Source organism: Streptomyces herbicida, from assembly GCF_032656585.1.
Lineage (GTDB): Bacteria > Actinomycetota > Actinomycetes > Streptomycetales > Streptomycetaceae > Streptomyces > Streptomyces herbicida.
The window spans coordinates 254,108-278,456 of sequence record NZ_JAUYWJ010000015.1 but is presented as its reverse complement, the minus strand read 5'-3'; the positions used below and the strand labels follow the sequence as shown (position 1 = coordinate 278,456).

Annotated in this window: 20 protein-coding genes and 1 pseudogene; 9 read left to right on the top strand and 12 right to left on the bottom strand. The window is 70.8% G+C overall.

All coding sequences use genetic code 11. The features are described 5' to 3' along the window. Positions 1-14: 14 nt before the first annotated feature. Positions 15-482 carry an SseB family protein gene (locus tag Q8A52_RS30375; RefSeq protein WP_316757175.1) on the bottom strand — a complete coding sequence of 156 codons (468 nt, stop codon included), beginning with the start codon at positions 480-482 and terminating at the stop codon, positions 15-17. 213 nt (positions 483-695) lie between these two features. Between Q8A52_RS30375 and Q8A52_RS30370 the strand changes: the two genes are divergently transcribed. The 3 genes from Q8A52_RS30370 (at position 696) to Q8A52_RS30360 (ending at position 4,246) form a co-directional block, all read left to right on the top strand. Beyond that, on the top strand, positions 696-2,522 hold the full coding sequence (locus Q8A52_RS30370) for an acyl-CoA dehydrogenase (RefSeq protein WP_316757173.1): 1,827 nt from the start codon (positions 696-698) through the stop codon (positions 2,520-2,522). An 86-nt stretch (positions 2,523-2,608) separates the two neighbouring features. Further along, on the top strand, positions 2,609-3,907 hold the full coding sequence (locus Q8A52_RS30365; RefSeq protein ID WP_316757171.1) for a M18 family aminopeptidase: 1,299 nt from the start codon (positions 2,609-2,611) through the stop codon (positions 3,905-3,907). A gap of 90 nt (positions 3,908-3,997) precedes the next feature. Further along, positions 3,998-4,246, top strand: a complete 249-nt coding sequence (locus Q8A52_RS30360; RefSeq protein ID WP_316757169.1) for a DUF6458 family protein — start codon at positions 3,998-4,000, stop codon at positions 4,244-4,246. Here the strand turns inward: Q8A52_RS30360 and Q8A52_RS30355 are convergent. The 3 genes from Q8A52_RS30355 to Q8A52_RS30345 all read right to left on the bottom strand — a co-directional run bounded on the left by Q8A52_RS30355 (position 4,234) and on the right by Q8A52_RS30345 (position 7,564). Continuing rightward, a complete protein-coding gene (locus Q8A52_RS30355; protein ID WP_316757168.1) occupies positions 4,234-6,090 on the bottom strand; it encodes an NHL domain-containing thioredoxin family protein in 1,857 nt (618 codons plus the stop codon). The genes Q8A52_RS30360 and Q8A52_RS30355 overlap by 13 nt on opposite strands. 69 nt (positions 6,091-6,159) lie before the next feature. Beyond that, entirely contained in the window at positions 6,160-7,020 is an 861-nt protein-coding gene (locus tag Q8A52_RS30350) for a calcium-binding protein (protein WP_316757166.1), read from the bottom strand. Between the two features lie 148 nt (positions 7,021-7,168). Further along, a complete protein-coding gene (locus tag Q8A52_RS30345; RefSeq protein ID WP_316757164.1) occupies positions 7,169-7,564 on the bottom strand; it encodes a cupin domain-containing protein in 396 nt (131 codons plus the stop codon). A gap of 52 nt (positions 7,565-7,616) precedes the next feature. On the opposite strand from Q8A52_RS30345, the gene Q8A52_RS30340 reads away from it, so the two are divergent. From Q8A52_RS30340 to Q8A52_RS30330, 3 genes are all read left to right on the top strand, one after another. Then, positions 7,617-8,597 (top strand): helix-turn-helix domain-containing protein, encoded by a 981-nt coding sequence (locus Q8A52_RS30340; RefSeq protein ID WP_316757162.1) that lies wholly within the window; start codon positions 7,617-7,619, stop codon positions 8,595-8,597. 79 nt (positions 8,598-8,676) lie between these two features. Beyond that, a complete protein-coding gene (locus Q8A52_RS30335; protein WP_316757160.1) occupies positions 8,677-9,171 on the top strand; it encodes an LURP-one-related/scramblase family protein in 495 nt (164 codons plus the stop codon). A gap of 43 nt (positions 9,172-9,214) precedes the next feature. After that, the gene (locus Q8A52_RS30330) at positions 9,215-11,896 is read left to right on the top strand and encodes a SpoIIE family protein phosphatase (protein ID WP_316757158.1); all 2,682 of its coding nucleotides are present in this window, start codon (positions 9,215-9,217) and stop codon (positions 11,894-11,896) included. 152 nt (positions 11,897-12,048) lie between these two features. On the opposite strand, the gene Q8A52_RS30325 is transcribed toward Q8A52_RS30330, so the two are convergent. Next, on the bottom strand, positions 12,049-12,861 hold the full coding sequence (locus Q8A52_RS30325; protein WP_316757156.1) for a carbon-nitrogen family hydrolase: 813 nt from the start codon (positions 12,859-12,861) through the stop codon (positions 12,049-12,051). A 216-nt stretch (positions 12,862-13,077) separates the two neighbouring features. On the opposite strand from Q8A52_RS30325, the gene Q8A52_RS30320 reads away from it, so the two are divergent. After that, on the top strand, positions 13,078-13,902 hold the full coding sequence (locus Q8A52_RS30320; protein ID WP_316757154.1) for a maleylpyruvate isomerase family mycothiol-dependent enzyme: 825 nt from the start codon (positions 13,078-13,080) through the stop codon (positions 13,900-13,902). A gap of 314 nt (positions 13,903-14,216) precedes the next feature. On the opposite strand, the pseudogene Q8A52_RS30315 reads toward Q8A52_RS30320, so the two are convergent. The 3 genes and pseudogenes from Q8A52_RS30315 to Q8A52_RS30305 form a co-directional block, all read right to left on the bottom strand. Beyond that, positions 14,217-14,423 (bottom strand): annotated as a pseudogene (locus tag Q8A52_RS30315) (SAM-dependent methyltransferase); the annotation flags it as partial. 11 nt (positions 14,424-14,434) lie between these two features. Further along, positions 14,435-15,730: an MFS transporter gene (locus Q8A52_RS30310; protein ID WP_316757153.1), complete on the bottom strand. Its 1,296-nt coding sequence runs from the start codon at positions 15,728-15,730 to the stop codon at positions 14,435-14,437. Beyond that, positions 15,727-16,377 carry a GntR family transcriptional regulator gene (locus Q8A52_RS30305; protein WP_316757151.1) on the bottom strand — a complete coding sequence of 217 codons (651 nt, stop codon included), beginning with the start codon at positions 16,375-16,377 and terminating at the stop codon, positions 15,727-15,729. Before Q8A52_RS30305 ends, Q8A52_RS30310 begins: the two co-directional genes overlap by 4 nt. 189 nt (positions 16,378-16,566) lie before the next feature. Between Q8A52_RS30305 and Q8A52_RS30300 the strand changes: the two genes are divergently transcribed. After that, positions 16,567-17,469, top strand: coding sequence for a D-alanyl-D-alanine carboxypeptidase family protein (locus Q8A52_RS30300; RefSeq protein WP_316757150.1), 903 nt, complete (start codon positions 16,567-16,569; stop codon positions 17,467-17,469). 66 nt (positions 17,470-17,535) lie between these two features. On the opposite strand, the gene Q8A52_RS30295 is transcribed toward Q8A52_RS30300, so the two are convergent. From Q8A52_RS30295 to pdhA, 3 genes are read right to left on the bottom strand one after another with little or no spacing between them, the layout of a single operon-like run. After that, on the bottom strand, positions 17,536-18,933 hold the full coding sequence (locus Q8A52_RS30295; protein ID WP_316757148.1) for a dihydrolipoamide acetyltransferase family protein: 1,398 nt from the start codon (positions 18,931-18,933) through the stop codon (positions 17,536-17,538). A 10-nt stretch (positions 18,934-18,943) separates the two neighbouring features. After that, a complete protein-coding gene (locus Q8A52_RS30290; RefSeq protein ID WP_316757146.1) occupies positions 18,944-19,921 on the bottom strand; it encodes an alpha-ketoacid dehydrogenase subunit beta in 978 nt (325 codons plus the stop codon). Between the two features lies 1 nt (position 19,922). Beyond that, positions 19,923-21,113 carry a pyruvate dehydrogenase (acetyl-transferring) E1 component subunit alpha gene (gene pdhA / locus Q8A52_RS30285; protein WP_316757144.1) on the bottom strand — a complete coding sequence of 397 codons (1,191 nt, stop codon included), beginning with the start codon at positions 21,111-21,113 and terminating at the stop codon, positions 19,923-19,925. 491 nt (positions 21,114-21,604) lie between these two features. Between pdhA and Q8A52_RS30280 the strand changes: the two genes are divergently transcribed. Continuing rightward, positions 21,605-22,648 (top strand): phosphotransferase, encoded by a 1,044-nt coding sequence (locus Q8A52_RS30280; RefSeq protein ID WP_316757142.1) that lies wholly within the window; start codon positions 21,605-21,607, stop codon positions 22,646-22,648. A 92-nt stretch (positions 22,649-22,740) separates the two neighbouring features. Here the strand turns inward: Q8A52_RS30280 and Q8A52_RS30275 are convergent, their stop codons facing one another. After that, a complete protein-coding gene (locus Q8A52_RS30275) occupies positions 22,741-24,291 on the bottom strand; it encodes a protein kinase domain-containing protein (protein WP_316757140.1) in 1,551 nt (516 codons plus the stop codon). Positions 24,292-24,349 lie beyond the last annotated feature (58 nt).

The following is a 24,349-nucleotide window of genomic DNA, read 5'->3' as shown; positions in this document are numbered from 1 at the left end:
CGCGGCATCGGCGTCTAGCCGTACATGCGGCGCATCGCGAAGTCGACCATCTGTTCGACCGCCTTCGCGTCGAAGACCATCCGGTGCTCGCCCTCCATGTCCAGGACGAAGCCGTATCCGGTCGGCAGCAGGTCGATCACCTCGGAGCCGGTGATCACGAAGTACTTGGACTCCTTGCCCGCGTACCGCCGCAGCTCCTTGAGCGAGGTGAACATCGGGATCACCGGCTGCTGGGTGTTGTGCAGGGCGAGGAAGCCCGGGTTGTCGCCGCGCGGGCAGTAGACCTTGGACGTGGCGAACACCTGCTGGAAGTCCTCCGCGGCCAGCTGACCGGTGGTGAACGCACGCACCGCGTCCGCGAGCGACGGCGGCGACGGCTCCGGGTAGAGCGGCGACTGCTGGCCGTACCCACCGAGACCGCCGGGCATCTGCTGCTGCGGCGGGGTGTACTGCGCACCCACGTTCTGGTCGTAGCCGTACATGGGCGCAAGCCTACCGACCCCGCCGGGGTCACCGAAGGCCCGTCAAGCCTTCTTGAGCCGTTCCCTAGCGTCCGTATGTAGACCCTTCTCACACTTGGACCGGTAGGGGTTGCTTCTTATTACCGACGGGTAGCATCATCGTAGCTACTTGTTGGTACGTGAACCAGTTGCGAGGAGACAGTGCCTCGCCGAGTCCGATACGGAGCCGTCACCATGGGGCACTACAAGTCGAATCTCCGCGACATCGAGTTCAATCTGTTCGAAGTACTCGGGCGCGACAAGCTCTACGGCACGGGCCCGTTCGGTGAAATGGACACGGACACCGCCAAGAGCATCCTCGAGGAGCTGACGCGCCTCGCGGAGAACGAGCTGGCCGAGTCCTTCACGGACGCGGACCGCAACCCGCCCGTCTTCGACCCGGAGACCAACACCGCGCCCGTCCCGGCGTCCTTCAAGAAGAGCTACAAGGCCTTCATGGACTCCGAGTACTGGCGCCTGGGCCTGCCCGAGGGGATCGGCGGCACGACGGCGCCCCCGTCCCTGATCTGGGCGTACGCGGAGCTGATCCTCGGCTCGAACCCGGCCGTGTGGATGTACTCCTCCGGCCCGGCGTTCGCCGGCATCCTCTACGACGAGGGCAACGACGTACAGAAGAAGATCGCGCAGATCGCCGTGGAGCGGACCTGGGGTTCGACCATGGTGCTCACCGAGCCCGACGCGGGCTCCGACGTGGGCGCCGGCCGTACCAAGGCGATCCAGCAGGAGGACGGCTCCTGGCACATCGAGGGCGTCAAGCGCTTCATCACGTCCGGTGAGCACGACATGGAGGAGAACATCCTCCACTACGTCCTCGCCCGCCCCGAGGGCGCCGGCCCCGGCACCAAGGGCCTGTCCCTCTTCCTCGTCCCGAAGTACCTGTTCGACTTCGAGACCGGCGAGCTGGGCGAGCGCAACGGCGTCTACGCCACCAACGTCGAGCACAAGATGGGCCTGAAGGCCTCCAACACCTGCGAGATGACCTTCGGCGACCGCCACCCGGCCAAGGGCTGGCTGATCGGCGACAAGCACGACGGCATCCGCCAGATGTTCCGCATCATCGAGTTCGCCCGCATGATGGTCGGCACGAAGGCGATCTCCACCCTGTCGACGGGCTACCTCAACGCGCTGGAGTACGCCAAGGAGCGCGTCCAGGGCCCGGACCTGGCGAACTTCATGGACAAGGCCGCGCCCAAGGTCACCATCACGCACCACCCCGACGTGCGCCGCTCGCTGATGACGCAGAAGGCGTACGCGGAGGGCATGCGCGCCCTCGTCCTCTACACCGCCTCCGTCCAGGACGCCATCGCGGTCAAGGAGGCGAGCGGCGAGGACTCGAAGGCCGAGCACGCGCTCAACGACCTGCTCCTGCCGATCGTCAAGGGCTACGGCTCCGAGAAGGGCTACGAGCAGCTCGCCCAGTCGCTGCAGACCTTCGGCGGCTCCGGCTTCCTGCAGGAGTACCCGATCGAGCAGTACATCCGCGACGCCAAGATCGACACCCTCTACGAGGGCACGACCGCGATCCAGGGCCAGGACTACTTCTTCCGGAAGATCGTCCGCAACCAGGGCGCCGCGCTGAACTCGCTGGCCGAGGACATCAAGAAGTTCCTGGCCCTCGGCACCGGCGGCGAGGAGCTGGCGGGCGCCCGCGAGCACCTCGCGAAGGCCGCCGTGGAGCTGGAGGCCATCGTCGGCCTGATGCTGACCGACCTCGCGGCCACCGAACAGGACGTCAAGAACATCTACAAGGTGGGCCTGAACACCACCCGCCTGCTGCTGGCCTCCGGTGACGTGGTCGTCGGCTACCTGCTGCTGAAGGGCGCCGCGGTCGCCGCCGAGAAGCTGGAGACGGCGTCGGCCAAGGATGTGGCCTTCTACACCGGCAAGATCGCAGCCGCGAAGTTCTTCGCGGCCAACGTCCTGCCCGGCGTCACCCTGGCCCGCAAGGTGTCCGAGGGCGTCGACCTGGACCTCATGGAGCTGGACGAGGCCGCCTTCTAGTACCGGCGCCACTGCCACAGGTTTCCAGCGTGGGCCCGTTCCCGGTAAGGGGGAGCGGGCCCTCGCCCGTCGTTAAGGTGAACCCCATGAGCGAACCAGCCCGCTTCGACCGCGGCCACACCGATGACCTCATGTCCTTCCTCGCGGCGAGCCCGTCGCCCTACCACGCCGTGGCGAACACCGCCGAGCGGCTGGAGAAGGCCGGCTTCCGGCAGGTCGCGGAGACGGACGCGTGGGACGGGACGAGCGGCGGCAGGTTCGTGCTGCGCGGCGGCGCGATCGTGGCCTGGTACGTCCCCGAGGGCGCCGACGCGCACACGCCTTTCCGGATCGTCGGCGCGCACACCGACTCGCCGAACCTGCGGGTCAAGCCGCAGCCGGACAGCGGGGCGCACGGCTGGCGCCAGGTCGCCGTGGAGATCTACGGCGGACCGCTGCTGAACTCCTGGCTCGACCGGGACCTGGGCCTGGCCGGGCGGCTCACCCTGCGGGACGGCTCGACTCGCCTGGTGAACGTGGACCGGCCCCTGCTGCGGGTGCCGCAGCTGGCCATCCACCTCGACCGGTCGGTGTCGACCGAGGGGCTCAAGCTCGACAAGCAGCGGCATCTGCAGCCGGTCTGGGGACTGGGCGGCGATGTGCGCGACGGCGACCTGATCGCCTTCCTCGAGGAGGAGTGCGGGCTGCCCGCGGGCGACGTGGCCGGCTGGGACCTGATGACGCACTCCGTGGAGCGGCCGGCCTACCTGGGCCGCGACAATGAGCTGGTCGCCGGTCCCCGGATGGACAACCTCCTGTCGGTGCACGCGGGCGCGGCGGCCCTGGCGGCCGTGGCCTGCTCCGAGCGGGCCCTCCCCCACATCCCCGTGCTGGCCGCCTTCGACCACGAGGAGAACGGCTCGCAGTCGGACACCGGCGCGGACGGACCGCTGCTGGGCAGCGTCCTGGAGCGTTCGGTGTTCGCGCGCGGCGGGTCGTACGAGGACCGGGCCCGCTCCTTCGCCGGCACGGTCTGTCTGTCCTCCGACACGGGCCACGCGGTCCACCCCAACTACGCGGAGCGGCACGACCCGACGCACCACCCGCGGGTCAACGGCGGGCCGATCCTCAAGGTGAACGTCAACAACCGCTACGCCACGGACGGTTCGGGCCGCGCGGTCTTCGCCGCCGCCTGCGAGCGGGCGGGCGTCCCCTTCCAGACCTTCGTCTCCAACAACGCCATGCCTTGCGGCACCACCATCGGCCCGATCACCGCGGCCCGCCACGGCATCCGGACCGTCGACATCGGCGCGGCGATCCTGTCGATGCACAGCGCCCGCGAACTGTGCGGCGCGGACGACCCGTTCCTGCTGGCGAACGCGCTGGTGGCGTTCCTGGAGCAGTAGACGCGCCCGGACACCCCCGGCATGGCCGCCGCGGTCCCGGGTACCCGACCCCCGACCGGAACCACCGGATCGCAAGGGGAGGAGACAGCCATGGGCCTCGGCGGATGCATCATCCTGATCGCTGCGGGCGCGATCCTCACGTTCGCGACCGACTGGCACATGAAGGGGGTCAACCTCGACCTGGTCGGACTCATCTTGATGGCCGTCGGACTGATCGGGGTCACGACGTTCACCAGCATCGCCCGGCGCAGGAGGGTCGTGGTGCCGCCCCCGACGACGGTCGTCGAGGAGGAGCGGCACCACCAGCGTGACGGCTACGGCGACGGCTACGGCGTCTGAGCGTCGTCCATCCCCGCGAGAACCAGGGGAAGGCGGTCCGCACCGCCCTCGGTCAGGCGGACCGGGACGCCCCAGTCCTGCTGGTGGACATGGCAGGCGGGGTACTCGTTCGCACCCTCGGCCGAGCCGCTGCTGGACGCGGTGTCGTCGCACGACGCGGCCATCGCCGAGACGTGCAGGACTCCCTCCGCCACCGCCGGGTCGAGTTCCAGTGTGCGGGACAGGTCGGTGTCCGCGCCCTCGCCCTTCAGCAGCAGCCCGGGCGGGGTGGAGGAGACCAGGAGACGGGTCGAGGGTCCGTACCGGGTGTCCAGCTTCTGGCCGGCCGGGGCCTGGAAGATCACGTCCAATTGCAGCTTCCCGGGGGCGACTTCGGTCGCCGCGCGCTGGGTTCGGTGGGCGACGGCCGCCACCCGGACCGCCTCCTCCGGGAGCCGCAGCCGGGTCAGCCGGTGCCGGGCCGACTCGACGACCACGATGTCGTCGCCGACGAGAACGGCATCGCTCGGCTCCCTCAAGTCCGTGGCCAGGGTGGTCACTTCGCCGGTCGCGGGGTCGTAGCGGCGCAGCGCGTGGTTGTACGTGTCGGCGACGGCCACGGAACCGTCGGGCAGTGCCGTCACCCCCAACGGATGCTGGAGCAGCGCCTGTCCGGCGCCACCGTCACGGTGGCCGAAGTCGAACAGTCCCGTGCCGACGGCGGTGTGGACCCGACCGTCGAGGTCGACCCAGCGCAGCGCGGAGGTCTCGGAGTCGGCGAGCCAGAGCCGGTCGGCGGTCGCCGCGAGACCGGAGGGCTGGGCGAACCAGGCCTCGGCCACCGGTCCGTCGACCAGCCCCTCGTTGGTGGTCCCCGCCGCCACCGCGACGGTGCCCTCGACCGGGTCGTACGCCCACAGCTGGTGCACCCCGGCCATGGCGATCCACACCCTGCCGCCGAAGACGGCCACGTCCCAGGGTGAGGACAGGTCGGTCTCACGGGCCGGTCCCGAGGTCGGCGACCCCTGCCACCACTGCTTTCCGGTGCCCGCGAGCGTGGTCACCTCGCCCGTGCCGAGGTCAAGCCGCCGCAGGGCGTGGTTGACGGTGTCCGCGACGACCACGGACGCCCCGTCGTCGAGCAGGGCGAGCCCCTGCGGCTCGCTGAAGGAGGCCGTCTCGGCCGCCCCGTCCGCGAAGCCGCGGGCACCGGAGCCGATCCGCCGCACCACCGTCTCCCCGTCCGCCTCCAGCTCCACCAGCTGATGCCGGGTGGTGTCGCTGACCAGGAAGTTCCCGGACGGCAGCAGCAGCGCCTTGCCGGGGAAGCGCAGCACGGTCGGCTCCGGCTCCGGCGCCACATACGGCCCGTCACCGCGCCGCAGCGTCCCCTTCGCCTCGTGCTCGGCCTCCAGCTCCTCCACCAGCCGCTCAATGGCGTGCGCATGCCCCTCACCGGCATGCTGCGCGACGACGTACCCCTCGGGGTCGATCACGACGAGCGTCGGCCAGGCGCGCACGGCGTACTGCTTCCAGGTGGCGAGCTCGGGGTCGTCGAGCACCGGATGCTCCACGCCGTACCGCTCCACGGCATCCACCACCGCCTGATGCTCCGCCTCGTGCACGAACTTCGGCGAGTGCACACCGATGATCACGACCGTCTCCCGATGCTTCTCCTCGAGCTCGCGGAGTTCGTCGAGGACGTGCAGACAGTTGATGCAGCAGAACGTCCAGAAGTCCAGGACGACGATGCGTCCTCGCAGGTCGGCGAGGGTGTACTGCCTGTCTCCCGTGTTCAGCCAGCCGCCCTTGCCGATCAGCTCGGGGGCACGGACACGGACGCGACGGGGTGCGGAATCGGTCATGCGTCCAAGGGTGCCATTCGCGCGGCACACCGTGACATCCGTCCGCACCCCGCCCCCACCGCGGCCTCTTCAGTCCTGGTGGATCACGTTCGTACCGGGGCCGCCGGAGAGCGTGTCCCGGCCGGGACCGCCGTACAGCTTGTCGTTGCCGCTGTTGCCGTAGAGCCTGTCGTTGCCGCTGTTGCCGTACAGGACGTCGTTGCCCTTGCCGCCGGAGAGCGTGTCCTCCCCGCTGCCGCCGTAGATCTTGTCGTTGCCGTCGTCGCCGGCCAGGTACTGGGCCCCGGTGCCGCCGTGCAGCACGTCGTCGCCCCTGCCGCCCTGGACGATGTTGTCGTCGCCGCTCGCGTAGATCGTGTCGCTGCCGTCATCGCCCCAGGCCAGCCCGTACTTGCCCACCGTGATGGTGTCGTTGCCCGCGTCGCCCGCGACGTAGGCACCGTCGAGGCGGCCGGAGTCGGTCGCCTTGTCGTTGCCGGCGCCCAGCGAGATCTGGGCGTAGTAGTAGATCTGGTCGGTGGAGTTCTGGTACGCGACCGTGTCGTTGCCGTCGCCGAGATTCATGATCAGGGCGGCGTACGGGTCCTGGCTGTCCACGTTGGTGACCGTGCAGGAGACCTTGGTGTGGTCCGCGCCGTCGGGGTACGCGCAGTCGTGGCCCGCGCTGATCGGGACGACGTCGTCGATCACATAGGTGATGCCCGTGCGGTCCGCGGTCAGCGACGCGGTGACGGTGGCCTTGTTGGTCTGGCCGGCGGCGGCCGTGTAGGTGAGCCGCCAGTCGTACTGGTTGACCGCGGCGGTGGCCGGCGCCGTGGCGGCGTCGGCCGTGCCGGCCAGGGTGAACGGAACGGCCAGGGCGGCGCCCAGGGCCAGCGTCACCGCCGGGACGGCGCGTATCGGCCTGCGGCGGGCGGGACGAGAGGGCATGGCGAAACCTCCGGGAGGAACGTGCGGAATCTTGGCGACTTACGCAGCATTCGACTCGGGGCCGATGCGTCAGGTTGGGCAACTTCCTTGTACGCACCGGAAGTTCAACTGCGGGACACCCCCTGTCCCGGCGGATTCCGCGACCCCGTCAGGACAGGGCGTGTCCGGTCGTCGCGTCCACGTGCTCGGGGACCTCGTCGTGCCGGTCGCCCACCGAGAGGGTGCCGGTGGGCTCGAAGACCAGGATCTCGGCGGGCTCGGGGGCGAAGGGCTTGTGCTCGGTGCCGCGCGGGACGGTGAACACCGAGCCCCGCGGGAGGACGACCGTACGCTCGCCGGCCGGTTCCCTGAGGGCGATGTGCAGCTCGCCGCCGAGGACCAGGAAGAACTCGTCGGTGTGGTCGTGTACGTGCCAGACGTGCTCGCCCTCGACCTTCGCCACGCGTACGTCGTAGTCGTTGACGGTGGCGACGATGCGGGGGCTCCACTGCTCGGTGAAGGAGGCGAGGGCGGTTGCCAGGGAAACGGGTTCGTGGGATGCCATGTGTTCATCGTGGGGGGTGCCGTCACGGTCGCACGAGTGCTAGAAATCGCATATGCCGCAAGGATCCTCTCAGCCGGTACGGCCCCACCGGGTCGCCGTGATCGTCGACGGCGGCACGAACCCGTTCGAGGTCGGTGTCGCCACCGAACTGTTCGGGCTGCCGCGCCCCGAGCTGGGCCTGCCCCGCCCCCTGTACGAGGTGACGCTGTGCGCGCCGACACCCGACGTGCGGATGAACCACGGCTTCTTCACGCTGACGGCGGTACCCGGCCTGGAGGCGGTGGACGAGGCGGACACCCTGGTCGTGCCCGGCCGCCCGGACAACGTCGTACCGCGCGGGCCCGAGGTCCTGGACGCGATCCGGCGCACCCACGCGCGTGGCGCCCGTGTCGTCAGCTTCTGCACCGGCAGCTTCGCGCTCGCCGAGGCGGGGCTGCTCGACGGCAGACGCGCCACCACTCATTGGCTGTGGGCCGACTCCTTCCGGAAACTGCACCCGAAGGTACGGCTGGAGCCGGACGTGCTCTTCGTGGACGAGGGCGACCTCCTGACCGCCGCGGGCAGCGCGGCCGCGCTCGACCTGGGGCTGCACATCTGGCGCCGGGACCACGGCGCCGAGATCGCCAACGCGGTCTCCCGGCGCCTCGTCTTCGCCTCCCACCGGGACGGCGGCCAGCAGCAGTTCGTGGAGCGCCCGGTCCCAGAGGTCCCCGACGAGTCGCTCGGCCCGCTGCTGGCGTGGGCACAGGAGCGGCTGGACGAGCCACTGACGGTGGCGGACCTGGCGACCCGCGCGGCGGTCTCCCCCGCCACGCTCCACCGCCGCTTCCGCACCCAGCTGGGCACCACCCCCCTGGCCTGGCTCACCGGGGAGCGCGTCGCCCTGGCCTGCCGCCTGATCGAGCGCGGAGAGGAACGACTGGACGTCGTGGCGTCCCGCAGCGGCCTCGGCACGGCAGCCAACCTGCGAGCGCGCCTGCGGCGGGAGACGGGGCTGAGCCCGTCGGCGTACCGCCGCCGCTTCGGGCCGTGACACCGCGGCTGCGAGGCCCCGGCCCCGAAGGTGCGTCCCATCCGTGATGATCAGCTCGTGCCCGGGAAGCGGTGACCGTATGAGACTCCTCGTACGCGATCGGCTCCTCGGCCTCGGTGACGACTACTGGATCGAGGACGAGCACGGCGGCAAGGTCTTCCTCGTCGACGGCAAGGCCATGCGGCTGCGGGACACCTTCGAGCTGAAGGACGCGCACGGGCGTGTCCTGATCGACATCCATCGGAAGCTGTTCTCGCTGCGCGACACCATGGTCGTCCAGCGCGCCGGCGAGCCGCTGGCGGCCATTCGGCGCAAGCGGCTCTCACTGCTTCGCAACCACTACCGCGTGTCCCTGGCCGACGGCACGGAGCTGGACGTCAGCGGCAAGATCCTCGACCGTGAGTTCGCCGTCGAGTACGACGGCGAACTCCTCGCGGTGATCTCCCGGCGCCGACTGCACGTCCGGGAGACGTACGGCGTCGACGTCGTACGGGACGACGCGGACCCGGCGCTGCTGATCGCGGTGGCGGTGTGCGTGATCCACCTTGCGGAGAACGAGCGGGAGGAGGACTGACGGCCACCGTGTCCGGCCCGCGGAACGGTGTTAGAAAAGAGGCATGGCGGGATTTCCCGGCCGCCTGCGTTCGGTGCTGAGCGCACGCACCGTCGCCCAGCAGGTCTTCGTCCTTCAGGCGGCGATCGTGGTGCTCCTTGTCGTCGCCGCGGTGGCCGCCGTCCTGCTTCAGGTGCGGGGGGACAGCGGACGAGAGGCCCGTAACCGCTCGCTCGCGGTCGCCGAGACCTTCGCGCACTCGCCGGGCATCGCGGCGGCGATGCAGAGTCCGGACCCGAGCGCGGCGCTGGAGCCGCGCGCCGAGTCGGCGCGGAAGGCATCCGGTGTCGATTTTGTCGTGGCCATGAGCAAGGACGGCATCCGCTACACGCACCCCGACCCCGGCCAGATCGGCAAGCACTACACCGGCAGCATCGGCCCCGCCGCGAAGGGCAGCACCGTCCAGGAGACCTACACGGGCGCGCTGGGCCCCTCGGTGCGCGCCGTCGTCCCCGTGAAGGACGCGCACGGCAAGATCGTCGGTCTCGTCGCCGCCGGGGTCAGGCTCTCCAAGGTGACCGGGGTCGTCGCGCACCAGCTGCCCGTGTTCATCGGTGCGGCCGCCGTGGCACTCGCCGTCGCCACCGCCGGCACCGCCCTGGTCAGCAGGCGGCTGCGGAACCAGACGCACGGTCTGGAACCCGCCGAGATGACCCGGATGTACGAACATCACGACGCCGTCCTGCACTCCGTGCGGGAGGGTGTGCTGATCATGGACGGCGAGGGCAGGCTGGCGCTGGCCAACGACGAGGCGCGCAGGCTGCTCGGGCTGCCCGCGGACGCGGAGGGACACCCGGCCCTCGACCTGGACATCGGCGGCGACATGGCCCGGCTGTTCGCCTCCGGACGGGACGCCACCGACGAGGTGCACCTGGCACGCGGCCGGTTGCTGGCCGTCAACCAGCGGCCGACGGACCGTGAGGGCGGGCCGCCGGGCAGCGTCGCGACCCTGCGGGACACGACCGAGCTGCAGGCCCTCAGCGGCCGGGCGGACCAGGCCCAAGAGCGCCTGAAACTGCTGTACGACGCCGGACTGGAGGTCGGCACCCGCCTCGACGTGACACGCACCGCCCAGGAGCTGGCGGATCTCGCGGTACCCCGGTTCGCCGACTTCGTCACCGTCGACCTGGCCGATCCCGTCCTGCGCGGCGGGGAGCCCGGGGACGGTTCCCCGGACATGCGGCGCGTCGCGTTCCGCGGCGTGCGGGAGGGCAGCCCGCTCTACGGCCTCGGCCGGCTCATCCGCTTCGTCCCGGCCACCCCGCAGGCTGACGGCTTCGGCACCGGCGTGGCCGTGCTGGAGGCGGACCTGGCCGCGTTCTCCGGGTGGCAGGCACAGGACCCGGAGCGGGCCCGCAGGGTCGTGGAGTTCGGGATCCACTCGATGATCGCCGCTCCGCTGCGCGCCCGCGGCGTCATCATGGGCGTGGCCACGTTCTGGCGCTCCGGCCCGCGCAAGACCTTCGAGCAGGACGACGTCTCCCTCGCCGAGGAACTGGTGGCGCGCGCCGCCGTCAGCATCGACAACGCCCGCCGCTACACCCGCGAACACGCCATGGCCGTCACGCTGCAGCGCAGCCTGCTGCCCCGGGCCCTGCCCGACCAGAGCGCCCTCGACGTGGCCTACGGCTATCTGCCCGCGCAGGCCTCCCAGGGCGGGGTCGGCGGGGACTGGTTCGACGTCATCCCGCTGCCCGGCGCCCGGGTGGCACTCGTCGTCGGGGACGTCGTCGGTCACGGTCTGCACGCGGCCGCCACGATGGGCCGGCTGCGCACCGCCGTGCACAACTTCTCCACCCTGGACGTCCCGCCCGACGAGCTTCTGTGGCACCTGGACGAGCTGGTGACCCGTATCGACCAGGACGAGGACGGTACCGCCGGCGACGAGGGCCCGCCGGTCACCGGAGCCACCTGCCTCTATGCCGTCTACGACCCCGGCTCCGGCCAGTGCGTCCTCTCCCGGGCCGGGCATCTCCAGCCCGCCCTCGTCAGTCCCGACGGCATCGTGGAGTTCCTCGACGTCCCCGGCGGGCCTCCGCTGGGCCTGGGCAGCCGTCTCCCCTTCGAGACGACCGGGCTGAAGCTTCCCGAGGGCAGCGCGCTGGTGCTGTACACGGACGGGCTGGTCGAGGACCACGACCGTGACATCGACGAGGGGCTGGAGCTGCTGCGCCGGACGCTGGCCCGGCCCGGCCGGACTCCGGAGGCGACCTGCCGGGCGGTGCTGAAGGCCATGGTGCCCGAGCGCCCCCGCGACGACGTGGCCCTGGTCGTCGCCCGTACGCGGATGCTCGCCGCCGACAGCACGGCGGCCTGGGACGTGCCCTCCGAACCGTCGGCCGTCGGCCGGGTCCGTGCCTCGGCCGCCCGGACGCTGGAGACCTGGGGCCTTGCGGAGTCCGCCTTCACTACCGAACTGATCCTCAGCGAGCTGGTCACCAACGCCATCCGGCACGCCGACGGTCCCATCCGCGTACGTCTGATCCGCGACCGCTCCCTGATCTGCGAGGTCTCCGACGGCAGCAGCACCGCGCCGCATCTGCGCCGCGCGGCCGCCACGGACGAGGACGGGCGCGGACTGTTCCTGGTGGCCCAGTTCGCCGAGCGCTGGGGCACCCGCTACACGGCCGACGGCAAGGTCATCTGGGCGGAACAGCCGCTGCCGGCCGGGCGGGAGGAGGCCTGAGCGCTCCGCTGGAAGTGAAGTGATGTGCCGTCTGTCGTGCACCTACCGCGGGTCCGTCGTGGCTGGTCACGCCCCGCGGCAGAGCCGCTTGTCGATGGAGCCCCGCGCCCCTTGGGGCGCTGCCGAACCGCACCGCACTTCGCCGGATCCGCTCAGGACAGGCCCTGAAGGCCGCGGCGTGGGGGTGCCAGTCCCAGGACACGGTCCTTCAGCGCCGGGAACTGCTCACGCGTCGTCGCCACCCTGCCGGGGTCGAACTCGACGGTGAGTACCTGCTCCTCCGCTCCGGCTTCCGCCAGCACGTCGCCCCAGGGATCGACCACGATCGAGTGACCCGCCTGTGGAACCCGTGCGTGGGTCCCGGACGTTCCACAGGCGAGCACGTACGCCTGGTTCTCGACCGCCCGCGCCTTGGCCAGCAAAGTCCAGTGCGCGCGTCGGCGTTCGGGCCAGCCCGCCGGGATCACCAGCGTCTCGGCGCCGGCGTCGACGAGCCCGCGGAAGAGTTCGGGGAAACGGAGGTCGTAACAGGTGGCCACGCCAAGGGTGGTCCCGGGCAGACGGACCGTCACCAGATCCTGCCCCGCGCCCATCAGGACTGCCTCGCCCTTGTCGAAGCCGAAGCGGTGGATCTTGCGGTAGGCGGCGACCAGATCACCGGAGGGGGAGAAGACCAGGGACGTGTTGTAGAGGGGGCCGTCGGGGTCGCGCTCCGGAATCGAGCCCGCGTGCAGCCAGACACCCGCCTCGCTCGCCGCTTTCGCCATCACCTCGTACGTCGGGCCTTCGAGCGGCTCGGCCTCACGGCCGAACTCCTCGTACGCGAAGGCGCCCGTCGTCCACAGCTCGGGCAGCACGACGAGGTCGGAGTCGGCCTGGTCCCGCACCAGAGCGGCCACCCGCCGCCGACGGGATTCGACCGATTCGCCCTCATCTACAGCGATCTGGATCAGCGAGGCGCGCACACTACCACCGTCCTGGCATTCGAGCCGTCCACACGGGCCTACGATCGTCACACGAAAGCACTGCCGGGGTGCCTCACAGCAGCGTAACTTGGGGGTCCCCCCTGTTCGAGCAAAGCCGAGAGCCTGGGGGAGTTCCAAGACACCCGCCGACAGGCACGTCCCGATGGCACCGCCGCCCAACCTGCCCGTGTACCGACCGCCGAGGGGTCCCGTTCCGTGAGTCTGCATCCCACCCTCCAGCCCTACGCCGACGCCTGGACCCACTCCATCGAAGCGATATCCGAGCTGGTGCAGCCGCTTGTGGAGGGCGAGTGGAACCGGCGTACCCCATGCCCCGGATGGTCGGTCCGCGACATCGTCTCCCATGTCATCGGCATGGACTGCGAGCTGCTCGGCGACCCGCGCCCCATCCACGCGCTGCCGCGTGACCTGTTCCACGTGACGAACGAACACCAGCGGTACATGGAGATGCAGGTCGACGTCCGCCGCCATCACACGGCCCCGGAGATGACCTCCGAGCTGGAGTACACGATCATCCGCCGCAACCGCCAGCTGCGGAACGAGTCGCGCGAGCCCGGCCACAAGGTGCGCGGTCCGCTCGGCACCGAGATCACGCTCGAGGAGGCCATGCGCAACCGCGCGTTCGACGTGTGGGTCCATGAGCAGGACCTGCGCGCGGCCCTGGGGCAGCCGGGCAACCTCGACTCCCCGGGCGCGCACATCACCCGTGACGTGCTGCTCGCCGAGCTGCCCCGCGTCGTCGCCGAGAAGGCGAACGCCCCGCGCAGTTCGGCGATCGTCTTCGATGTGTACGGGCCCGTGGAGTTCCTGCGCACCATCCGCGTCGACATCCAGGGCCGCGGCACCCTGGAGACGGCCCCGGCCCTCGGCCCCGCCGCCTCCTTCACCCTGGACTGGGAGACCTATGTCCGGCTGGCCTGCGGGCGGGTGACGCCGGAGGCCGCGGGCGATCGGGTGAAGGCGGAGGGCGACCTGGAGCTGACGGCGGCCGTCCTGCGGAGCTTCACGGTCACGCAGTAGGACCGCTGCGCGGCCACTCGGCGGCCCGTCGGCGTCATGCGGGTCCCCCTGCTCGAGCGAAGCCGAGAGCTCGGGGGAGCGTGCTCTCGGCGGGTCGGCCCTCGGCTCTCGGCTCTCGTACTGGACGTACTTGGGTCGGGGCCCGGCGCGGCGCGTGGAGGTCCCCCTGCTCGAAGGGCTCGGGGGAGCGTGCATGGCGTCACCGGGCAGACGCGGATTTGACGACGGGGCCCAGCTGCGGCGGCTGGTCGCGGACGGCGGGCATGTGGTGCTCGGCGAGGGCTTCTGGGAACGGCCGCCGACGCCGGCGCGGCGACCGGTACGAGGGTGAGGCAGCCGATGCCCAGGAGGCCGCGGTAGGTGAGCCGCTGGGCCCGGTGCCGGTCGAGGTCCGCACGCGTCTCGGCCGCCCGGGGGTGGTCCGGATGCCCGGCGAGCCAGACCCCGGCGTCCGCCTGGTACGCCGACTCGAACTCCTCCCACTCGTCCCGGCTCGCGGTCTCCACCCACTCGGGCGGAAACGCCGGCCGACTCACGCGGGGACGTGCACCGTCTCCACCCGGCTGGCGACCAGCCGTTCCCGCTCCCGCCGCGCCGCCCGCCTGCGCAGCCGCAGAATCTGGCTCACCCCCAGCGCCTGCAGGACGAACACCGCCGAGAAGGCCACGCTGTAGTTGTCGCCGGTGGCATCCAGCAGGACGCCGATCGCGAACAGGGTCGTCATCGAGGCGACGAAGCCACCCATGTTGGTGATCCCGGACGCGGTGCCCTGTCGCTCCGGCGGGTTGGCGGGGCGGGCGAAGTCGAAGCCGATCATCGACGCGGGACCGCACGCGCCGAGCACCGAGCACAGCACGACGAGGAGCCACATCGGCGCCCGTTCGGCCGGGTAGAGCAGGGTCGCCGCCCATACGACGGCGGTCGCCGCGACCGTGCCCAGGGCCAGCGGCAGCCGGGCCGCGTGGTGCCGGGCGACGATCTGGCCGTAGACCAGGCCGACCACCATGTTCGACAGGACGACCAGCGTCAGCAGTCCGCCCGCCGTGGCGCGGCTGAGGCCCTGGGCCTGGACCAGGAACGGAAGGCCCCACAGCAGCAGGAACACCATCGCCGGGAACTGCGTGGTGAAGTGCACCCACAGGCCCAGGCGCGTGCCCGGCTCCCGCCAGGACGCGGCGATCTGCCGGCGGACGTAGGCCGCGCCCCGGTGCGGGAACGGCTCGGGCTCGTAGCCCTCGGGGTGGTCCTTCAGGAAGAGCAGGACGAGGACGAGGACGACCGCGCCCGCCAGCGCGCTGCCCGCGAACGCCGGGGTCCAGCCGATGCCGTGCAGCAGCCGGGCCAGCAGCAGTGTGGAGACCAGGTTGCCCGCCATGCCGACCAGTCCCGCGAGCTGGGCGACCAGCGGCCCGCGCCGCACCGGGAACCAGCGGGTGCCCAGGCGCAGCACGCTGATGAACGTCATCGCGTCACCGCAGCCGAGCAGCGCGCGCGAGGCGAGGGCCGTGCCGTACGACGGTGAGAATGCGAAGCCCAGCTGTCCCGCGGTGAACAGCACGGCCCCGATGCTCAGCACCTTCTTGGTGCCCAGCCGGTCGACGAGCAGGCCCACCGGTATCTGCATGCCGGCGTAGACGAGGAGCTGGAGGATCGAGAACGTGGACAGGGCCGAGGCGTTGACGCGGAAGCGGTCGGCCGCGTCCAGGCCGGCAACCCCGAGGGACGTCCGGAAGATGACGGCGACGAAGTAGACCGAGACGCCGATGCCCCAGACGGCGACGGCGCGGCGGCCGCCCGGAGGGTCACCCGGAAGGGTGGCGTTCCTCATCGGACCTCACCCCGCGCGAGGTGTGAGAACCAACTCACGTGCCGGTGCACGACCTCGACGGCTCCCTCCGCGTCCCCGGAGCGCAGCGCGTCGAGGATCTCCTCGTGCTCCGTGAGCGTCTTGGCGATCCGGCCCGGGTGGGAGTGCATGACGGCGACGCCCATCCGCAGCTGGCGGTCGCGGAGCTGGTCGTAGAGGCGGGAGAGGATCTCATTGCCGCCGCTGCGCACGATCTCGGCGTGGAAACAGCGGTCGGTGACCGCGGCCCCGGCCAGGTCCCCGGCGGCGGCCTGCTCCTTCTGCCGTGCGAGCAGGTCCTCCAGACGCTCGATCAGACCCGCCGGCGCCGGGACGGCCTTGCGGGCCGCGTGCTCCTCCACCAGCAGCCGGGTCTCCACGACGTCCGCGATCTCCTGCGCGGAGACGGGCAGCACCAGGGCGCCCTTCTTCGGGTAGAGCTTGATGAGTCCTTCCACCTCGAGCCGCAGCAGCGCCTCGCGCACCGGTGTGCGGGAGACGCCGACGGCCTCGGCCAGCTCGCCCTCGGTGAGCAGCGTGCCGCCCTCGTAACGGCGGTCCAGGACACTCTGCTTGACATGGCTGTAGACGCGGTCGGCGGCGGGGGGCTGCTTGACGGCCAGGCTCATGCCCACAGGATAGATACAACACGTACGCATGGGGGGTGGCGGTCCATCATGCGGACGGGCCGAAAATTCCCTCAGGAACAACACAACCTTCTGTGCTACTTACGTGTCACACACGTGCGGCCCCACTCCCCATTGCCACCGCAACTCGGCCGCACCGCAGGGGCATTCGACACAATTCGGGGTATTCACTTGATTACCGGCATTAAGGGCATCCGCTTCCGCAGAGCCGTAGCCGTCGCCGTCACGTCCGGCGCGGTGTTCGCGACCGGGGCCCTCACCGCGGCACCGGCGCAGGCCGTCACCACGCCCACGATCGTGGCCAAGGGCGGCTATCTGATGAACAACGCGAACGGCAGTTCGCTGTACACCAAGAAGGCCGACACACCGCTTTCCACCGGCTCGACCACGAAGATCATGACCGCGAAGGTCGTGCTCGCCCAGTCGAACCTCAACCTCGACGCCAAGGTGACGATCCAGAAGGCCTACAGCGACTACGTCGTCGCCAACAACGCCTCCCAGGCGCACCTGATCGTCGGTGACAAGGTCACCGTCCGCCAGCTGCTGTACGGCCTGATGCTGCCGTCCGGCTGCGACGCCGCGTACGCGCTCGCCGACAAGTTCGGCTCGGGCTCCACCCGCGCGGCGCGCGTGAAGTCGTTCATCGGCAAGATGAACACGGCCGCGAAGAACCTCGGCCTGACGAACACGCACTTCGACTCGTTCGACGGCATCGGCAACGGCAACAACTACTCGACGCCGCGCGACCTGACGAAGATTGCCAGCAGCGCGATGAAGAGCTCCACGTTCCGCACGGTCGTGAAGACGAAGTCGTACACGGCGAAGACCATCACCAAGACGGGCAGCACCCGCACGATGTCGCCGTGGACCAACACCAACGGGCTGCTGAACAGCTACAGCGGCACGATCGGTGTGAAGACCGGCTCCGGCCCCGAGGCCAAGTACTGCCTGGTCTTCGCCGCCACCCGCGGCGGCAAGACGGTCATCGGCACCGTCCTCGCCTCCACCTCCATCGCGCAGCGCGAGGCGGACGCGAAGAAGCTGATGAACTACGGCTTCGCGAAGCTGGGCTGACACCACCGACAGCGCGAACGGGCCCGTCGTCATCACGACGGGCCCGTTTTCGCGTTCTCCCGCGGCTTACGCCCAGGTGATCAGCCGCTTGGGCTGTTCCAGGATCGCCGCCACGTCGGCGAGCACCTTGGAGCCGAGCTCGCCGTCCACCAGTCGGTGGTCGAAGCTCAACGCCAGGGTGGTGACCTGACGCGGCTTCACCTTGCCCTTGTGGACCCATGGCTGGAGCTTGATCGCGCCGACCGCGAGGATCGCGGACTCGCCGGGGTTCAGGATCGGCGTGCCGGTGTCGACGCCGAAGACGCCGACGTTGGTGATCGTCACCGTGCCGCCCTGCATGGCGGCGGGGGACGTCTTGCCCTCCCTCGCCGTCGACACCAGCTCGCCGAGGGCCTGGGCGAGCTGCGGGAGCGTCCTGGCGTGTGCGTCCTTGATGTTCGGGACGATCAGGCCACGCGGGGTGGCGGCGGCGATGCCCAGGTTGACGTAGTGCTTGAGCACGATCTCCTGGTTCGCCTCGTCCCAGGACGCGTTGATGTCCGGGTTGCGCTTGATGGCGACCAGCAGGGCCTTGGCGACCAGCAGCAGCGGGTTGACCCGCAGGCCCTGCATCTCCTTGTCCTGCTTGAGCTCCTCGACGAGCCGCATCGTGCGCGTCACGTCGACCGTCACGAACTCCGTGACGTGCGGCGCCGTGAACGCCGAGCCGATCATGGCCTGGGCGGTCGCCTTGCGGACGCCCTTGACCGGGATACGGGTCTCGAGCGCGCCGTCGTACGTCACGGCAGGCGCCGGAGGCGTCACGGCGGCGGGTGCCGTCACCACGGGCTCGGCAGCCGCGGGTGCGAGCGCCGTGACCGCGGAGAGTGCCGCGTGCACGTCCTCGCGCGTGATGATGCCGTCGGGGCCCGAGGGGACCACCGTGGCCAGGTCGACGCCGAGGTCCTTGGCCAGCTTGCGCACCGGGGGCTTGGCCAGCGGGCGCGGCTGGGCCGCGGGGGCGGCGGGGGCATGGCCGTTCAGCTCGGTCTGGATCGCCTGCGCGGCTGCCGGGGCCGCGGCCTCGGTGCCCTTGCGCGGGCGGCGCTTGGTCGAGGAGGCGGCGACGCCGTAGCCGACCAGCACCGGCTGGCGGCCCTGCGGCTTCTGCTCCTCCTCGGACTGCTCGGCGGGAGCGGGTACGGGCGCCGCGGCGGGGGCCCCGCCCGCGACGTCCACCGCGATGATCGCCGTGCCCACGTCCACGGTGGTGCCCTCGGGGAAGTGCAGCTCGCGGACCACGCCGTCGTAGGGGATGGGGAGTTCGACGGCCGCCTTCGCGGTCTCGACCTCGCACACCACCTGGCCGTCGGTCACCGTGTCGCCCGGCTGGACATACCACTTGAGGATCTCGGCCTCGGTGAGTCCCTCGCCCACGTCGGGCATCTTGAACTCGCGTACGGAAGCTTCCGTCATCGTCGTCACGACCCTCTCCTCAGTACGCCAGGGCACGGTCGACGGCGTCGAGCACCCGGTCCAGGTCCGGAAGATACGACTCCTCCACGCGCGCCGGCGGATACGGGGCGTGGTAGCCGCCCACCCGGAGCACCGGGGCCTCCAGGTGGTAGAAGCAGCGCTCCGTGATCCGGGCGGCGATCTCCGCGCCCGAGCCGAAGAACACCGGCGCCTCGTGCACCACGACCAGGCGGCGGGTCTTCTCCACCGAGGCCTGGATCGAGTCGAAGTCGAGCGGGGAGACCGAGCGCAGGTCCAGGACCTCGAGGGACTTGCCCTCCTCGGCGGCCGCGTCGGCGGCCTCCTGGCAGAGCTTGACCATCGGGCCGTAGGCGACCAGGGTCAGGTCGGTGCCCTCGCGGGCGACGCGGGCCTTGTGCAGCGGGCCCGGGATGGCCTCGGTGTTGACCTCGGCCTTGTCCCAGTAGCGCCGCTTGGGCTCGAAGTAGATCACCGGGTCGTCGCTCTGGATGGCCTGCTGCATCATCCAGTAGGCGTCCGACGCGGTGGAGGGGCTGACGATCTTCAGGCCCGCCACGTGCGCGAACAGGGCCTCGGGGGACTCGGAGTGGTGCTCGACCGCGCCGATGCCACCGCCGTAGGGGATGCGGATGACGACCGGCATCTTGACCTTGCCCAGGGAGCGGGCGTGCATCTTCGCGAGCTGGGTGACGATCTGGTCGTACGCCGGGAAGACGAAACCGTCGAACTGGATCTCCACCACCGGGCGGTAGCCGCGCAGGGCCAGACCGATCGCGGTGCCGACGATGCCGGACTCGGCGAGCGGGGTGTCGATGACCCGGCTCTCCCCGAAGTCCTTCTGCAGGCCGTCCGTCACACGGAAGACTCCGCCGAGCTTGCCGACGTCCTCACCCATGACGAGGACCTTGGGGTCGGACTCCAGGGCCTTGCGCAGGGATTCGTTGATCGCCTTGGCGAGCGCCATCTTCTCGGCCATGTCAGTTGCCCCCCTCTGCGTCCGCGAACGACGCCTGGTAGGCGGCGAACTGGGCTCGCTCCTCGTCGACGAGCGCATGCCCGTCCGCGTACACGTTCTCGAAGATGGCGAAGTCGTCCGGGTCCGGCATGGCTCGGACCACTTCGCGTACCCGTTTGCCCAACGCTTCGCTCTCCGCCTCGAGTTCCGCGAAGAATCCCTCGTCCGCGTGGTTTGCGGACTCCAGGAACCGGCGAAGGCGCAGGATCGGGTCCTTCGCCTCCCAGGAGACCCGCTCGTCGTCGTGGCGGTAGCGGGTGGGGTCGTCCGAGGTGGTGTGGGCGCCCATGCGGTACGTGTACGCCTCGATCAGCGTCGGCCCCTCACCGGCGCGGGCGCGCTCCAGCGCCCACTGGGTGGCCGCGAGGCAGGCCAGCACGTCGTTGCCGTCGACCCGGACACCCGGGAAGCCGAAGCCCTGGGCACGCTGGTAGAGCGGCACCCGGGTCTGCTTCTCGGTCGGCTCGGAGATGGCCCACTGGTTGTTCTGGCAGAAGAACACGACGGGAGCGTTGTAGACCGCGGCGAAGTTGAAGGCCTCGGACACGTCGCCCTGGCTGGAGGCGCCGTCGCCGAAGTAGGCGATGACCGCCGAGTCCGCGCCGTCCTTGGTGATGCCCATCGCGTAGCCCGTGGCGTGCAGCGCCTGGGAGCCGATGACGATCGTGTAGAGGTGGAAGTTGTTGCTGTTCGGGTCCCAGCCGCCGTTGTTCACACCGCGGAACATGCCGAGCAGGTTGGTCGGGTCGACCCCGCGGCACCAGGCCACACCGTGCTCCCGGTAGGTCGGGAAGACGTAGTCGTCGTCGCGCAGGGCCCGGCCGGAGCCGATCTGGGCGGCCTCCTGGCCGAGCAGCGAGGCCCACAGGCCCAGCTCGCCCTGGCGCTGCAGGGAGGTGGCCTCGGCGTCGAAGCGGCGGGTGAGCACCATGTCGCGGTACAGACCGCGCAGCTCGTCCGGGGTGATGCCGGCGACGTATCCGTCGTACTCGGCGTTCTTGACCCGCTTGCCCTCCGGCGTCAGCAGCTGCACGAGCTCGGGATCGGAGCTCTTCTGCGCAGTGCTGCGGGTGGTGCGCTTGGTGCCGGTGGTACCGGCCTTGCCTGCGGTGCTGCGTCGCGGCTTGCTCGCGGCACTGCTGTCCACGGTCACGTGTGCTCCTCCGTCGATCCGGCCCCCGGGGTTGCCGGTGAGCTGGGGGTCCCCCTTGCTCTTTTGAGCTCGGGGGAGCGGCTCACCTGTTCCGAAACCCGTGCACGGGGTGGGTGCCGCTCGGCCGGGAACAGGCGTGACAGGTGCCCCGGCGAGCGCCCTGCAAACGTCACGTTACCCAGTGCTCCACATTTCTGTGAAACCCCTCCTGACCTGCGATTTTGCTTGGATTTCCAAGTAAATCGGCGCGGACGGGAAGGTCGCTGGTCACAGCCTTGCAGGAGGCCGGAGCAACGGCACGTTATCCCGCACACCCCAGCCACGGGAAGAGTTAACGTCTGAAACCGACCTGCCAATGAAATGGGGCTGTATCGGCTTATTTCACGCAAACGGCAGAGTCGACGTCACTTCGAGCACTGACCGTGAACGAATGCGACTGCCTGTGACAACCCCCAGCTCACCGGCCCCGCGGGTGCCCTAACATCTGGCGCGTGCCGCGCTCATGTGTACCACCCCTAGTACCCCATGCGCCCCCTCTGGGCGCCCTGCTCCGTCTGTACGCCGCCGGTTCCGCCCTCACCTGCGAGCCCGTCGAGCAGGGGCTGCTCAACCGTGGCTACCGGCTGTGCACCACCCGCGGCCGCTACTTCCTCAAGCACCACTTCGACCCCGACACCGCCGATCCGGCCGCCATCGAACGCCGGCACCGCGCCACCCAGCGGCTGGCCGACCTCGGCGTCCCGGTCGCCCCGCCGCTCCGCGGCCGCGACGGGCGTACCGTCGCCGTCGTCGGCGGCCACGCCTACGCCCTGCACCCCTGGATCGACGGCAGGCACCGCCACGGCGGCCAGCTCACGCCGGGGCAGTGCGTGCGGCTGGGGGCGCTCCTGGGAGCCGTACATGCCGCCCTGGAGCGTGTGATGCCGCCCAAAGGGCGCACGCGCCCGGCCACCGGTCCGCACCCCGTGAAGAGCGCCGACCCCGCCGACACTTTCGCCCTCATCGACGACCTGCTCGCCCACGTCAGCCAGCACCGCCCGGCCGACGCCTTCGACGCACTGGCCCGGCACCGGCTGCTCGAACGCCGCGCACTCCTGGAACAGCACGCGGACCGGTGCCCCCCGCGCGGCGGCTCGGTGGGCTGGGTGCACGGGGACTTCCACCCCTTCAACCTGCTCTACAAGGGAGACGCGCCCGCCGCGATCGTCGACTGGGACCGGCTCGGTGTGCAGCCGCGCGCGGAGGAGGCCGTACGGGCCGCCGCGATCTTCTTCGTCCGGCCCGCGGGCGCGCTCGACCTGCCGAAGGTGCGGGAGTACGCGCGCGCGTACCGGCGTGCTGCCGGGGCCACGCCCTCGGAGCTGGCGGCGGCCGTGCACCGGGTGTGGTGGGAGCGGCTCAACGACTTCTGGATGCTCCGCTGGCACTACGAGCGCGGCGACACCCGCGCGGACCCCCAGTTCCCGGCCGCGTCGGCGCTCGCGGTGTGGTGGACGCGGGAGTACGACGCCGTGTGCGACGCGTTCGTGGAATGAGCCCGCGAGCAGCACGCGCGCGTGAGGCACCGATCGGCTCTCACGCGCGCGCGGCGGTCGTCCCAGGGGGCCGGCATCTCAGCCGGTGTCCCTCAGAGCCCGCCCGTGGCCGGGTCGCCCGTCGGGTCCGTCGCCGGGTCCGAGGACTGCGGCTGCGACGCGGTCCCCGGATCCGTCGGCTCGTCCGTGGGCGTCGGGTCCGTCGGCTTGTCGGTCGGCTCGCTGGTCGGGCTCTCGGACGGGGTGTACGACGGGGTGTACGAGGGCGTGTAGTCGGAACCGGTGCCCGGGTCCGTGGTGTCGTCGGTGGCCTCGTCCGTGGGCTCGTCCGTCGGCTCGTCGGTCGGGCTCTGGGTGGCCTTCTCGTGCTTCGTGGTCTGCGAGGTGGGGGGCGGCTTCGTGGTGTCGCCGCCGGGGGTGCCGTTGCCGGTGTGCCTCAGCGCCAGCGCCACACCCGCCACGATGGCGATCACCGCGAGGACGGCGAGGATCCACAGCTTGCCGCGGCCGCTGCCCTTGTTGCCGTACCCCTCGAAGCCGCCGTCGTCGCCGTTTCCGTACCCGGCGGGCAGGATCGGCTGCGGGATCTGGGTGGTGCCTGAGGCGTGCGCCGGGTGGGGCATGGCGGTCGTGCCGGCGAAGCCGCCCGCCGGAGTGTGCCGGCCCTCGTGCATCGTCACCGGTCCGGTGTTCCAGGTGCCGGTGTGGCCGCCCTGGTCGTACAGCATCTGCAGGCCGTACTGGACCAGCCCGCGCATCTCCTCGGCCGTCTGGAAGCGGTCGTCCGGCTCCTTGGCGAGCGACCGCATGACCAGGCCGTCGAGCTCCGGCGGAACGGCGTCGGAGGCCTCGGACGGAGGCGTGGGGATGTCCTGGACGTGCTGGTAGACCACCGACAGCGGGGTCTCACCCGTGAACGGGGGCCGCAGCGCGAGCAGTTCGTACAGCAGACAGCCCACCGCGTACAGGTCGGAGCGGTGGTCGACGGCCTTGCCGAGCGCCTGCTCCGGCGACAGGTACTGGGGCGTGCCCATGACCATGCCGGTCTGCGTCATCGTCGTGGACGCGCCGTGCAGCGCGCGGGCGATGCCGAAGTCCATCACCTTGACGGCGCCGTTGTTGGTGATGATGACGTTGGCGGGCTTGATGTCGCGGTGCACGATGCCGTGCTGGTGCGAGTAGGCGAGCGCCTCCAGCACACCGGAGACGATGATCAGGGCCTGCTCGGGCCCGGGCGCCTCGGCGTTGAGCAGCAGGTCGCGAATGGTGCGGCCCTCGACCAGCTCCATCACGATGTACGGGACGGACTGGCCGCCCACGTAGTCCTCGCCGGAGTCGTACACGGCGACGATCGCGTGGTGGTTGAGGCCGGCCACCGACTGGGCCTCGCGCGTGAAGCGGGCCTTGGAGGTCGGGTCTTCGGCGAGGTCGGCGCGCAGCAACTTGACCGCGACCGTACGTCCGAGGCGCACGTCCTCGGCCGCGAACACCTCGGCCATGCCACCCCGGCCCAGCCGGTGGGTCAGCCGGTACCGGCCGTCGCCGACGAGCCCTCCGTTGCCCCACATCTCCGGCGCGTCTGACATGCCGCCGCCGGACGCCTCGGGGTCGGACGGGCCCTGGGCGCGCTGCGTCTGTGCCATCAGTCCTCGCCGTCGTTTCTGCCCGCGGTGCGCGCGGTGTTGTTACGGTCTCCGTCGG

Bases quoted from the DNA above. Each gene is read 5' to 3' on its own strand.
- Q8A52_RS30340 (WP_316757162.1), top strand. From the start codon at position 7,617: ATGCCGCAAGGATCCTCTCAGCCGGTACGGCCCCACCGGGTCGCCGTG.
- Q8A52_RS30370 (WP_316757173.1), top strand. From the start codon at position 696: ATGGGGCACTACAAGTCGAATCTCCGCGACATCGAGTTCAATCTGTTC.
- Q8A52_RS30305 (WP_316757151.1), bottom strand. From the start codon at position 16,377: ATGAGCCTGGCCGTCAAGCAGCCCCCCGCCGCCGACCGCGTCTACAGC.
- Q8A52_RS30350 (WP_316757166.1), bottom strand. From the start codon at position 7,020: ATGCCCTCTCGTCCCGCCCGCCGCAGGCCGATACGCGCCGTCCCGGCG.
- Q8A52_RS30355 (WP_316757168.1), bottom strand. From the start codon at position 6,090: ATGACCGATTCCGCACCCCGTCGCGTCCGTGTCCGTGCCCCCGAGCTG.
- Q8A52_RS30365 (WP_316757171.1), top strand. From the start codon at position 2,609: ATGAGCGAACCAGCCCGCTTCGACCGCGGCCACACCGATGACCTCATG.
- Q8A52_RS30375 (WP_316757175.1), bottom strand. From the start codon at position 482: ATGTACGGCTACGACCAGAACGTGGGTGCGCAGTACACCCCGCCGCAG.
- Q8A52_RS30360 (WP_316757169.1), top strand. From the start codon at position 3,998: ATGGGCCTCGGCGGATGCATCATCCTGATCGCTGCGGGCGCGATCCTC.
- Q8A52_RS30275 (WP_316757140.1), bottom strand. From the start codon at position 24,291: ATGGCACAGACGCAGCGCGCCCAGGGCCCGTCCGACCCCGAGGCGTCC.
- Q8A52_RS30290 (WP_316757146.1), bottom strand. From the start codon at position 19,921: ATGGCCGAGAAGATGGCGCTCGCCAAGGCGATCAACGAATCCCTGCGC.
- Q8A52_RS30335 (WP_316757160.1), top strand. From the start codon at position 8,677: ATGAGACTCCTCGTACGCGATCGGCTCCTCGGCCTCGGTGACGACTAC.
- Q8A52_RS30345 (WP_316757164.1), bottom strand. From the start codon at position 7,564: ATGGCATCCCACGAACCCGTTTCCCTGGCAACCGCCCTCGCCTCCTTC.
- Q8A52_RS30310 (WP_316757153.1), bottom strand. From the start codon at position 15,730: ATGAGGAACGCCACCCTTCCGGGTGACCCTCCGGGCGGCCGCCGCGCC.
- Q8A52_RS30330 (WP_316757158.1), top strand. From the start codon at position 9,215: ATGGCGGGATTTCCCGGCCGCCTGCGTTCGGTGCTGAGCGCACGCACC.